The sequence below is a fragment of the Bacteroides sp. UBA939 genome, from assembly GCF_002293435.1.
Lineage (GTDB): Bacteria > Bacteroidota > Bacteroidia > Bacteroidales > Bacteroidaceae > Bacteroides.
In genome coordinates this window covers 1-13,004 of record NZ_DBDF01000110.1, presented here as the reverse complement: position 1 = coordinate 13,004, position 13,004 = coordinate 1, and the positions used below count along the sequence as shown (strand labels likewise).

Annotated in this window: 5 protein-coding genes; 4 read left to right on the top strand and 1 reads right to left on the bottom strand. The window is 46.3% G+C overall.

The window, feature by feature from the left end:
• Positions 1-327 precede the first annotated feature (327 nt).
• Both gmk and nadD read left to right on the top strand, forming a co-directional pair.
• A complete protein-coding gene (gene gmk, locus B2Z67_RS07475) occupies positions 328-891 on the top strand; it encodes a guanylate kinase (RefSeq protein ID WP_291529195.1) in 564 nt (187 codons plus the stop codon).
• 18 nt (positions 892-909) lie between these two features.
• Complete coding sequence (nadD, locus tag B2Z67_RS07470; protein ID WP_291529194.1) at positions 910-1,476, top strand: nicotinate (nicotinamide) nucleotide adenylyltransferase; 567 nt, start codon at positions 910-912, stop codon at positions 1,474-1,476.
• Here nadD and B2Z67_RS07465 read toward each other — a convergent pair.
• Positions 1,456-5,448: a hybrid sensor histidine kinase/response regulator transcription factor gene (locus tag B2Z67_RS07465; RefSeq protein WP_291529193.1), complete on the bottom strand. Its 3,993-nt coding sequence runs from the start codon at positions 5,446-5,448 to the stop codon at positions 1,456-1,458. The genes nadD and B2Z67_RS07465 overlap by 21 nt on opposite strands.
• A 257-nt stretch (positions 5,449-5,705) precedes the next feature.
• On the opposite strand from B2Z67_RS07465, the gene B2Z67_RS07460 reads away from it, so the two are divergent.
• Both B2Z67_RS07460 and B2Z67_RS07455 read left to right on the top strand, forming a co-directional pair.
• Complete coding sequence (locus tag B2Z67_RS07460) at positions 5,706-7,547, top strand: hypothetical protein (protein WP_291529192.1); 1,842 nt, start codon at positions 5,706-5,708, stop codon at positions 7,545-7,547.
• A gap of 349 nt (positions 7,548-7,896) precedes the next feature.
• Positions 7,897-12,744, top strand: a complete 4,848-nt coding sequence (locus B2Z67_RS07455) for a RecQ family ATP-dependent DNA helicase (protein ID WP_291529191.1) — start codon at positions 7,897-7,899, stop codon at positions 12,742-12,744.
• Positions 12,745-13,004: the final 260 nt, after the last annotated feature.

The following is a 13,004-nucleotide window of genomic DNA, read 5'->3' as shown; positions in this document are numbered from 1 at the left end:
AAACATCCTCAAAAATAACTCTCAAAACACGGTACATTCGTGTTAATAGTGTGAATCAGTAGTTAAAAGAGTTATCGCTTCGCTCAGTAGTTATGGGAGTTAAAGCCGATAGTCTGGTTACTGATATACAGAATTAAGCATTAAGGGAGTATCGGCTTTAACTCCTAAGCCCGCTTGAGGGCTGATAACTCTTTTAATTCCTCTAACTCCTGATTCGCATTAATAATGAAAGATGTTTTGAGTGAAACTAATGCTGAACAAAATTTAAACAGGCTCTAAGACCTGTGTAATCCGCGTAATCTGCGCCTAAAATATAAATCTCACAAAATGGGCAAACTTATTATTTTCTCAGCTCCCTCAGGTTCAGGAAAGTCAACTATTATCAACTATCTGTTGACACAGAACCTCAATCTTGCCTTCTCCTGTTCCGCCACCAGCCGTCCGCCGCGTGGAACGGAGCAACACGGGGTAGAATATTTCTTTCTCTCTCCCGACGAATTTCGTGCCCGCATAGCCAATGATGAGTTTCTGGAATACGAAGAAGTATATAAAGACCGTTACTACGGAACGCTGAAGTCCCAGGTAGAAACTCAGTTGGCAGCCGGACAAAACGTGGTTTTCGATGTAGACGTTGTGGGCGGTTGCAATATAAAGAAGTATTATGGCGATCGTGCGTTGTCCGTATTCATTCAGCCCCCTTCGGTAGAGGAATTGCGCAGGCGCTTGGTAGGGCGTGGTACGGATACTCCCGAAGTGATAGATGCCCGTGTAGCCAAGGCTGAATATGAATTGACGTTTGCCCCAAAGTTCGACAAGGTCATTGTGAATGATGATTTGGAAATGGCTAAGGCGGAAGCTTTGCGAGTGATTAAGGAGTTTTTGTCTGAATAACTAAAACTAAGGGAAGTCATGAAAACAGGAATTTTCAGCGGCTCTTTCAATCCGGTGCACATCGGACACCTTGCTCTTGCCAATTATCTTTGCGAGTACGAAGAGCTGGATGAAGTCTGGTTTCTTGTAACTCCGTACAATCCGTTGAAAGAAGAAGATGAATTGATGGATGATGAACTCCGTCTGAGATTAGTTCAACTTGCCATTGCCGGTTATCCCAAGTTTAAAGCTTCCGACATTGAATTTCATTTATCCCGCCCTTCTTATACTATCCATACGTTGGATAAACTGAAAGAAATTCATCCCGACCGTAAGTTCCATCTGATTATTGGCTCCGATAATTGGCAATCTTTTCCCCGATGGTATCAGTCCGAACATATTCTTGCGGAAAACCCTATTTTAGTTTATCCCCGTCCCGGTTATCCGGTGTCTATGGAGTCTCTTCCGGAAAATGTCAAGGTTGCCTCTTCACCTGTTTTTGAAATCAGTTCAACCTTTATCCGTCAGGCTTTGAGGGAAGGGAAGGATGTCCGTTACTTTCTTCATCCGAAGGTTTATGATGTTTTAAAGAACATGAGGTTTTAGCGGGTATTCATTTTTCTCACTTTGCGCTTGCCTCTGCATGAATTCTGATGGAATCATCTTGAATTCCTTCTTGAAATGCTTGGTAAATATTTTGGGGGAGTTATATCCCAGTTTATAAGCTATTTCGGCTATTTGCAGCTGACTTTCCACCAATAGTTGCTGCGCCCTCTTCATGCGGATAATCCGTATGAATTCGAGCGATGTCTTTCCCGTAATCTTTACCATCTTCTTGTAGAGGTAGCCGCGCGATATGTTTAGTTGGGCGGCGAGTTCTTCTACTGAGAATTCGGCGTTGTTGATGTTTTCTTCCACAATCAGGATGGCTTTCTCCACGAATTGCTGGTCGAGGGGAGTTATGGTGATGCGACTGGGTTCTATCTTCATCTGCTCGTCGAAAAGCTTGTGCTTCTTCAGACTGCTTTCTATGAACTTGCTGATGCGCAGTTTCAGTACTTCCATGTTGAAGGGTTTGGTAATGTAGTCGTCCGCACCCATGTTCAGTCCTTCCAACTGGTATTCTTCGCTGGCCTTGGCTGTGAGGAGGAGGATGGGGATGTGTGAGGTGTAGATATCGCTCTTTATGGCGGTACACAGTTCCAACCCATCCATCTTGGGCATCATGACGTCGCTGATGACGATATCCACATTCTCCGCTTTCAGCACTTCCAGGGCTTCCTGTCCGTTGGTTGCTTTCAGTACATTGTAGTTGGTAGAGAGGCAGGCGCTCAGGAAATCAAGGAAATCATGATTATCATCTACAAGCAAGATGGTATAGTTTTGTTCGCTGCCATTTGCCTGCATCGACGCATCATTGTTTTCCTCAATCCGCTGTTCCTGCATCTGGGGTTGCACGTTGGCGTGCATAGGCAGACTGATGGTGAAAATACTTCCATGCGGGATATTGGTAGAAACTTGAATATTGCCCTTATGCATCTTCACGTATTGTGCAACGAGATACAATCCGATGCCGCTTCCTCCCTGACTGTTTTCCTGGTTCTCGGCCTGATAGAAACATTGGAATATCTTCTTTTGCTGTGCGGCGTCGATACCGTGACCGGTGTCGCAGAATTGCATTACGACGTCACTGCCTATGATGCTGATTTTAATTTCGATGCTCCCTTTGCTTCCGGTGAACTTAAAGGCGTTGGAGAGTATGTTCATCACGATTTTGCGCACCTTGTCATAGTCGAAGTCCATTTGTATATTGGGCTGCTGGGTGGTAATCCGGTAGTCTATCTCCTGTGCTTGGGCAATGCTTTCGAACGCCTGGTACTGGTCTTTCACAAGGCTCACGATGTCGCTGTGTATGTAGTGCATCGTTTCTCCGCTTGCATCCAGCTTGCGGAAGTCGAGCAACTGATTGATAAGTTCAAGCAGGTAGCGGGCATTGTTCTGTGCAGTATTTAATAAGGTGTTCTTGTATTGCGGATATTTGCTCAGAAACTCTTCGAGCGGATTGATTATCAGCGATAACGGCGTTCTCAGTTCGTGGCTCACGTTGGCGAAGAACTGCATTTTCATGTCTGTAATCTTTTGCTGTTGCTCGTTCTCTTGCTTTATCGCCTTTAGTGTGGCAATGCGTTTGCGCTTGGTGCGGAAATAAACGATGCTTCTCCAGCCAATCAGGGAGACGATGAGCAGGTACGAGAAATAAGCCCACCCGGTTCTGTACCAGGGTGGCAGTATCCTGAGGGTAATGGTTTTGATGTTGGGCGACCATATATACTCGGAGTTGCATGCTTTCACCTGGAGTTCGAACTTGCCGGGAGGAAGCATCGAGAACTCTATCTGATTGCCGGTGGCGTAGTTCCAATCTGATTGCTCCCCCTTGATACGATAGGCGTAGCGCACCTTACCCGGTTCGATGAAATCTAATGTGGAGAATTGCAGTTGAAAGAAAAGGGGTTTCTCTTTCAAGATGACTTCTGTGGCGCATTCGGGTGACTTGCCGTTCAGTATTTCGGGCAGAGAGTAGTATTTGGGTTCTATTCCGGTCAGATATACTTCCGCATTGTAAGTATTGTGCACTATCTCTTGGGGAATGATGGTGGTATATCCGTTGGGAGTTCCTACGAGGATGTTGCCGTTCTTCAGTTTGTGCAGGGAGCGTTCGTTTACGGTGTTGTCGGTAAGTCCGTCGGTTACATCATACGTAGTTATTGAAAGCAGATTCTGTGCCAGGTTGATGCGGGCAATGCCATTGCTGGTTCCTACCCAAACCTGCTTGTTGTTGTCTTCGTTGATGGCAGTTACCATATTGGCAGGCAGCCCGTTACTGCGGTCTATGTAGTGGATGCTGTCGGTATTCAGATTCCAGCAGGTGAGCCCCTGCTTGCCTCCCATCCAGAGCATGTTGCGGCTGTCTCTGTAGAGGGCGTACAGGTATTGCCTTTTGAGGGGCTGTTGGTTACCGGCATTGCTGTAAATGAATTTGCACTGGTTGTTGGCGGCATCAATAGCCAGCAGTCCCTGTGAGGTGGCGGCGAATAGCGTGTCTTTGCCGTCGTATATCAGTTGGTTGATATTCTCATAGGCTTGCATGTTGAAGACAGTCTGAAATTTCTGTGTGTCCGTATCCAGCTTCTGGATATAACCGTTCAGCGTGCTTATCCATATATAACCATGCCTGTCTTCTTGTATGCCGTAGACCTCGTTTCCCTTCAATTCGCTGTTTGCCGTAGTATATTGTGTGATTCTCCCGCGGTCATAGCATATCAGTCCGTTCTGGAAACTGCCTATCCATATCCTGTTTTTGCTGTCTTTCTTGATGGTGACTATCACGTTGGCAGGAGTTTTAATCTGCTCCGGCATCAGAGCGTTGCGTGATTGGCGCATAAGTCCTCCGCCATCGGTGCCGTACCACATGGAAAGTGAATCTTCACAGAAGGAGAGTATGTCGTTGTGCTGCCAGAATTTCTGGTTCAGAAATACCTGGCACTGAGGTGCATGGTAAGATATCCCGTGTTTGAAGTTGCCTATCCATACAATGCCTTCCCAGTCGATGTGAATGGCGCTGAGGTTATTGCTTGCAATGGTATGTGATTTCAAAGGGTCGTGGGACATATTTGTCAGCGTGCCCGATTGCGGTTGGTATATGAATGCCCCGAGGTGGCTGGTGATGAGCCAGATGTTTCCGTGGCCATCTTCGGCGATGTCGCGTATGCGGTTGAATTGTTCGGTGAATACGGGCAACTTCACTTCCCGCCATTCGGTCTGCATGTTTTTCTTGTATAGCAGCAGACTGTTCTGGTAGGTGTAGACCCAGATGCCGCCATTGCTGTCGATGTGTACGCGGGGAAGATGGTTCTCCAGATATTGGTTGTATTGGGCAGGAATAGAGATTTCTTGCGCAAGCGATGAATTAATGTTTGTGGAGTATAGCTTTCCGTTGTTGTAGATGGAGTAGATATACTCATCTGTAACAAACAGTCTTGCGATGGAGGAGTTCATCAAAGGATATATTTTTGTTACCTTCTGCTGGTAGTCGTAGAGGTGAATCTTGCTTTGGTCGTACGCCCACAGGTATTTCTTTTTATGTTCTGTTCCTGCTCTGAGAATGGTGTCGCAGGAGATGTTGAACTGCCGGAGCACGTCTTTGCTGTTTTGGTTGAACTTGCCCGTCTGGTAGTCGTATATGGTATATCCCTGGGATGTCCTTACCCATATATTTCCTGTGCGGTCTTCAAAGATATCCGAGATACCGTCGTCGGGCAGATTGTCGGTATCCTGATAGTATTGCTGGAATGTATAAGAGTCGTAACGGTTGAGGCCGGAGGCTGTTCCTACCCACAGGAATCCTCTGCTGTCGCGACATAGCGCCGTGATACTGTTGTTTGAAAGTCCTTCGGTGGTAGACAGTTGCCTGAACATGATAATGCTTTGTTCGGCAGGGTTGGCAAATGCGTCACGTGGAAGCAGAATGCTTAGCAGAAGCAGGACGTTGCATATAAGCGAGGGGGCGAAAGCTTTCATAAATATCATATTGTTAAACATGTTACAAATCTATTCAAAATTTGTGAGACACGAAAGTTCATCGGGAGTTTGATAGGCCCTCTATCTCTCCTATAACGTCCTCGTTTGTTTCCTGCTTGGACGAAGTACTCAAATATTTCCTTAAGTGGTTACAATCAATCCCCTTGTAAATGAACACCATAGCAAAACGGGAACGGGAAAATGCTTAATTTTGCGATATAATTTATAGTTGTTTCACCATTAAATTAAGTCTACCAATGAAGAAATTAATCTGCATCTTGTTTGTTACGCTATGTACATCAGCTCTCTGGCCGGGAAATTACAGGAGCTTCAAAGTCTCTGTCTACACACGCGCCTATGAAGTCGAGAAAATGAAGGATCTGCAATGGCTGGATTCTACCTGGAATATCATATCCGGCCAGGTGAAAGTGGATAAAATATATCTGGAAACACATCGCGACTTGCTGATTGTGCCCGATGCCACACTGGAACAGGCTAAACGATACTTCAAAGAGAAAGGCGTTGAAGTGGGCGGAGGAATCACTTATACTATTAATGAGGCGAATAGTTTCGAGACATTCTGTTACTCCAACCCTGAACACCGGAAAACAGTGCGCGAAATAGCCGAGCACACCGCCCGCCATTTTGACGACTTCATTCTGGACGATTTCTTCTTTACCAGTTGCAAGTCGGACGATGAAATCAAAGCCAAGGGCGACCGCAGTTGGACTGAATACCGCCTGCAACTGATGACGCAAGCTGCCTCGGAACTTATATTGCGTCCCGCCAGGAAGGTTAACCCCAATGTGAAAGTCATTATCAAATACCCCAACTGGTACGACCACTTTCAGGGATTGGGCTTTGACCTTGAACATGGGCCTAAACAATTCGACGCCGTATGGACGGGCACAGAAACGCGCGACCCCGGCAGTGCGCAGCATCTGCAAAACTATTTGAGCTATAACATAGTCCGTTACTTTGATAACTTGCGTCCCGGGTACAACCTGGGCGGATGGGTCGATGCCGGAGGCAGCCAGATGGGAATGGACCGCTACGCCGAACAACTCTGGCTGACAATGTTCGCCAAAGCTCCCGAAATGAACCTGTTTGCTTATCATCAATTGATTGGCGTGAAACTGAATCCGGCAATGCATCGTAAATCGTGGCAAGGTCAGGGCACCAGCTTTGATTATGACGAGATGATGAAGCCCGTAGCGCTGAATGGCGGTGCAGAAGTGGTTCCGAGCACGATGGCTCGCGTGGCAGGCGTGGTGTTTGAGCAGATAGACAAATTTGTATATAAACTGGGTAACCCGATAGGTATCAAATCATACAAACCGTTCCATTCCGAGGAAGAAGGCTTTCTGCAGAACTATTTGGGTATGATAGGCTTGCCTATGGACATGGTGCCCCAGTTCCCGAAAGACCGGAAGGTGGTATTGCTTACCGAACAGGCTGCCGCGGATGCCGGTATCCTGGCACACATAAAGAACCAATTGCAAAAGGGAGGCGATATCGTGATAACGAGCGGTCTGCTGAAGGCTATTCCCGAGCAGATAGCCCAGATAGCCGAGTTGCACTGTTCCGACTTAAAGGCGCTTGTGGATGATATGGGCAGACATGGAAAGCTGGAAAGGGAGATACTTATTCCTCAGGTGGGCTATTACACCAATGATGCCTGGGAGATGGTAAGTGCGGGACGCCCTCTGAGGGGTGGCGTCAGTGGATATCCCATCTTGTTGCGCGCTCCCTATTCCAAAGGGAATATGTATGTACTTACGATTCCCGATGACATGGGGAATCTCTACGATTATCCGGAGGAAGCATTGAATGCTATCCGGCGTGTTCTTTCCCAGGATTTGGACATCCGGCTCAACGCGCCGAGTAAAGTAGCCTTGATGGTATATGACAATGGTACGTTTATCGTAGAGTCTTTCCGGGATGAGCCTGTTACCGTGACCATTACTGCGAAAGGCGAAATCTCTGCCTTGAAGGATCTTGTGAATGATAAGTCCGTTCAATATCTTGATGGAAAGAGCGATTATCAGATTACGCTGATGCCTCATTCGTATAAGGTGTTTCAGATAGAAACAAAATGATTTGAATACAGAGGCCCTGTTCTCTTTGTGATAACAGATGATGACGGCCAAGTCTCTTCCCGGCCTTGAGGCAGTTTCTCTATAGGGATGGGAGTAGTTCAGTCTGGTTACAAACTTCATCTCCAGGCTGGAGATACATATCTCTAACCTGGAGATATATATCTTCAACCTGGAGATGTATATCTCCAGCCTGGAGATGAAGTTTGCAACCGGACTGAACCATACTCAGTATCCGGCTCATTATGTCTCTCTCGCCATCTCATTCAGCACTATCATGCTGATAATCATGATGTTTTTTGCTCTAAAGCTTTGTCCTCTAATATATTCTTTATAAATTGCCGCAACTTTTATGAAGAATATCGCATTTATAGACCTGGAAACGAACTCCGACCGCTTGCGAATCGAAGATATGGGAGCAATCCGCAGTGACGGAGCGGTCTTTCATGAAAGTTCGTTTGAGCGGTTACCGGAGTTTCTGAAACCGGTGAACTATATCGGCGGACACAATATCTTGAAGCATGATTTGAACTATCTTGTTCCTCTATGCGAAAAGAAAGGCTACCGGATTCCCCAAGTCATAGATACGCTCTACCTGTCTCCGCTGTTATTTCCGGCACGTCCCTATCACCGTCTTCTTAAGGATGACAAACTGCTCACCGACAGTCTTAACAATCCGTTGAACGATTCGATGAAAGCCTTTGAACTGTTTAAGGAAGAAGTAGAAGCCTTCAGAAGGTTGGACGAAGACTTGAAGCATATATACTACTGCCTTTTAGGGAACTCGGCTGAATTTAAGTCGTTTTTTCAGTATATAGAATACCATTCGGACGACAGCGCGGAGAGCTTGCCCGATATCCTCTTCCGCAGGTTTAGTGGCGAAATATGCCGGTCAGCCCCATTGGCAGATATGATTGTACGCCATCCTCTGGAACTTGCATATACCTTAGCCTTAATTAATTGCAGAGATTGTTACTCGATTACTCCTCCCTGGATTCTCCATGCCTTTCCTGATGTGGATAAGCTGATGAACAGGCTGAGAAACACGCTCTGCGTCACAGGATGTTCCTATTGCAATAAAGCCTTCGATATTCATTTGGGATTGAAGAAACACTTCGGCTTTGACTCTTACCGGCTTTATGATAACGAACCCCTGCAAGCTGAAGCGGTAGAAGCAGCCGTGAAAGGGAAATCTATTCTGGCGGTATTCCCTACCGGAGGCGGCAAGTCCATTACTTTCCAGGTGCCTGCCCTTATGTGCGGGGAAATGGTGAAAGGGCTGACTGTTGTTATCTCGCCTCTGCAATCCCTGATGAAAGACCAGGTAGATAATCTGCGGAAACATAACATCACGGACGCTGTAACCATCAACGGGCTGTTGGACCCGGTAGACCGTGCAAACTCCTTTGAAAGGGTAGAGGATGGGTCTGCTTCCATCTTGTATATTTCTCCGGAATCTCTACGTTCAAGGAGTATTGAGAGATTGCTGCTGGGGCGGAAAATAGTCCGCTTTGTGATAGACGAAGCGCATTGCTTTTCTGCCTGGGGACAGGACTTCCGGGTGGATTACCTCTACATCGGTGATTTCCTGAAACAATTGCAAAAGAAGAAGAATCTGGAGCAACCCATCCCCGTGTCTTGTTTCACTGCCACGGCTAAGCAAAAGGTGATAGAGGACATAAAGGAGTATTTCAAGAATAAGCTGGAGATTGATTTTGATGTATTCCGTGCAGGTTCAAGCCGCACGAACCTGCGGTATAAAGTATTCAAGCGGGGAGACAGGCAAGAGAAATACAACAGTCTGAGAGAGATACTGGAAGACCACCATTGTCCCGCCATCGTCTACGTGGCGCGCACCCGGACGGCGTCCGAGCTTGCTGCCCAGTTGGCGAAAGATGGCATTGAAGCAAGGGCATATCACGGTAAGATGGATGTACGCGAGAAGACGGACAACCAGAATGCCTTTATTGCCGGAGACGTACAAGTGATGGTAGCCACATCGGCCTTCGGCATGGGGGTGGATAAGAAAGATGTCGGCCTTGTGGTGCATTATGAGATATCCGATTCTCTGGAAAACTACGTGCAGGAAGCCGGAAGAGCAGGAAGGGATCAGCATATCACGGCCGATTGCTTTATTCTGTTTAACGAAGAAGATTTGAACAAGCATTTCATCCTGCTTAATCAGACTAAGCTACACATAAAAGAAATACAGCAAGTGTGGAAAGCAGTGAAAGACCTTACCCGCTTTCGTTCCACAGTTTCGCAATCGGCGCTTGAAATAGCGCGTAAGGCAGGGTGGGACGATAACATTGCCGATGTCGAAACCCGTGTAACTACCGCTATTGCCGCCCTGGAAGAAGCGGGATACATAAACCGCGGTCAAAATATGCCGCATGTATTTGCCAACAGTATCATGGCGCAGACTGCTCAGGAAGCCATCGACAGGATTAATCTCTCCGAAAGATTCTCAGAAAAGCAAAGAGAGCAGGCCATTCGCATTATTAAGAAACTGATAGCGACGAAGAGCCGGAAGCATCTGAACAGTGAAATACCGGAAGCAAGGATTGACTATGTGTCCGACCATCTGGGTATCACTCGCGAGGACGTCATACAAGTCGTAACACTCTTGCGCGAAGAGAAAATATTGGCCGATGCCCGCGATTTGACTGCATATATAAAGAAGGGCGAATCGTCATGCCATCATTCGCTCGACATACTCCGTCTCTATAATCGCCTGGACAGATTTCTGCTTGGAACTTTTACGGAAGAAGGAAAGCTGTTCAATCTGAAGGAATTAAGAGAGCAGGCTGAACAGGAAATAAACAGGAATATCAGTCCCGATAAACTGAAAGCGCTCGTCAACTTCTGGGCGGAAAAGAACTGGATAAAGCGTGAGTACCGGGACACGGCGAGGAATCATGTAGCCATTGTGCTGGCAGAGCAGGGGCGAAGCCGGCTTCAGGAAAAGGCGGAGTGCAGATACGCGTTGTCCGATTTCATAATAAACGCCTTGTTCCGCAAGGTAGATGTCGGAGCGGAGCATACAACGGAAAAAGAAGAAGCCCTGGTGGAGTTCTCCGTGTTGGAGTTGAAGGAAGGATTCGAGAAAGAAGAGGAACAGCAAGGCGGCATGTTCCGGCGGAGTGTTTCGACGGGAGATGTGGAAGATGCGCTTTTCTACCTCTCGCGTATAGGCGCCTTGCAGATTGAAGGAGGATTTCTCGTAGTCTACAACCGGCTTGCAATTAACAGGATAGAGCTTAATAATCTGATTAAATATAAGCAGGAAGATTATCGTAAGCTGGAGCTGTTTTATGATAACAAGATACAGCAGATTCACATCGTGGGCGAGTATGCGCAAAAGATGGTGGACGATTATCAGGCGGCTCTGCAGTTTGTTGACGATTATTTTGTTCTGAACAACTCTTCTTTCTTGCAGAAGTATTTTCCCGGTAGCAGACGGAATGAGATAAATCTGCGCATGACCCGTTCCAAGTATGAACAGATATTCGGGGGATTATCCGAAACTCAACTGACTGTGGTGAAAGATAATTCGCCGGGACATATTGTTGTTCTGGCAGGCCCGGGAAGTGGAAAGACGAAAGTACTTGTTCATAAACTGGCATCGTTGCTGCTGATGGAGGATGTGAAGCATGAACAGTTGCTGATGCTTACTTTCTCCAGGGCGGCAGCCGGTGAATTCAGGGAGAGGTTGCATAAATTGATTGGTAATGCGGTGGGATACATCGAGATAAAGACTTTCCATTCTTATTGTTTTGATTTGTTAGGACGTCAGGGAACGTTGGAGAAATCTACGTCTGTGGTATCTGATGCAGTGGAAAAGATTGTCAGTGGGGAAGTCGAGAGCAACCGAATCACTAAAACCGTATTGGTTCTGGATGAGGCTCAGGATATGACATCACAGGAATTTGCTTTGGTGGAAGCGTTGATGCAGAGAAATGAGGAACTGAAAGTGATTGCGGTGGGAGATGATGACCAGAATATCTATGGATTCCGCGGGTCGGACTCCGGTTATATGCGCAGACTTGTTGAACAATACCGTGCGCGTACTTATGAATTGTTGGTGAATTATCGCAGTAAAAATAACCTGGTGTTGTTTGCCGGACTGTTTGTAACCCGGCTATCGGGGCGGATGAAGCGCTCGTCTGTTGTTTCCAGGGATTTGAAGGATGGAATAATCCACGTTATCCATTATAAGTCTGCTGAGATAGTACATCCTTTGGTGCAGAATATTTGTAACACTTCTCTGACCGGCACTACCAGTGTGCTTACTCTGACCAATGAAGATGCCATGTTGATTGCGTTTCTTTTGAAGGAGAAAGGTGTGCCGGTTCGTCTTGTGCAATCGAATGATGGATTTCGATTGTCTGACTTGAATGAAATCCATTACTTCAATGGCTTGCTGGAGTTGTCGGCAGGCGCTTGCCTGATAGAAGCGGAGCGATGGGAGCGGGCAAAGAGGGAATTGAGGAATCGCTTTTCCGATACCCTGTCGTGGGAGATATGCGCTAACATGATAGAAAAGTTTGAGTTTCTTTATAAAGACCGCAAGTATCGTTCGGACTGGGAGACGTTCCTGTTTGAATCGAGCATGGAGGACTTTTATTCTTATAAAGGAGAGGAAATCAGTGTTTCTACCATTCATAAGGCAAAAGGGAAAGAGTTTGAAAATGTGTTTCTGCTGCTGAATGATGATTGTAGAAAGGAGTATAATGGTAGGTTGCGTGAGATATACGTCGCCATTACCCGTGCCAAAACGCATCTCTCCATCCATCTGAATAGTCATTATTTGCATATTACTCCCAAGGAGTATGCGCACTTTCAGACGGATGAAAAGGAATATCCCATGCCGGAGTACCTGTATTTCTCGTTGAATCATAAGGATGTATTTCTCGATTTCTTTATGTATCCTTTTCGCCAGGATATAATTGAAACACTGAAAAGCGGGAGTCCTCTGCAACTGACGGACAGAGGATGTACGGATGGCAGAGGGACTGAGATTCTGCGGTTTTCCTCCAAGTTTAAATCTGTAATGGAGCAGTGGCAGAAGAAAGGTTATGGATTACATAAAGCTTCGGTCAACTTCGTGGTATTCTGGAAAAAACAGGATGAGGATGTTGGGGAAGTCAGAATTGTGTTGCCTAAGGTTATTTTAAAAAAGATACCCATTGGGATATGATAACCGCCATGAAAGCTATATATCATTCTGAACTCTTTAGGAAGTTGGAAGACGCGGAAATAGGACTTTATACCCAAAGTCCTAAATATGTTTATTGTTATTTGAAGAAAGAATTGCTTACTGGAAAGTATGTTTGAGGAGGTGTTGCAGTCTGTGTCTTTTCGTTTCTTGTGGTTTATTTATTAGTATAACCTACTCTTCTTTGTGCTTGCTCAAAAATCCCGCCCAGAATGCATTCGTAAGCATTCGGCTTAGTGCAT

Excerpts from the sequence above, each read along its gene's own strand:
- gmk (WP_291529195.1), top strand. The coding sequence starts at position 328 with ATGGGCAAACTTATTATTTTCTCAGCTCCCTCAGGTTCAGGAAAGTCA.
- nadD (WP_291529194.1), top strand. The coding sequence starts at position 910 with ATGAAAACAGGAATTTTCAGCGGCTCTTTCAATCCGGTGCACATCGGA.
- B2Z67_RS07465 (WP_291529193.1), bottom strand. The coding sequence starts at position 5,448 with ATGAAAGCTTTCGCCCCCTCGCTTATATGCAACGTCCTGCTTCTGCTA.
- B2Z67_RS07460 (WP_291529192.1), top strand. The coding sequence starts at position 5,706 with ATGAAGAAATTAATCTGCATCTTGTTTGTTACGCTATGTACATCAGCT.
- B2Z67_RS07455 (WP_291529191.1), top strand. The coding sequence starts at position 7,897 with ATGAAGAATATCGCATTTATAGACCTGGAAACGAACTCCGACCGCTTG.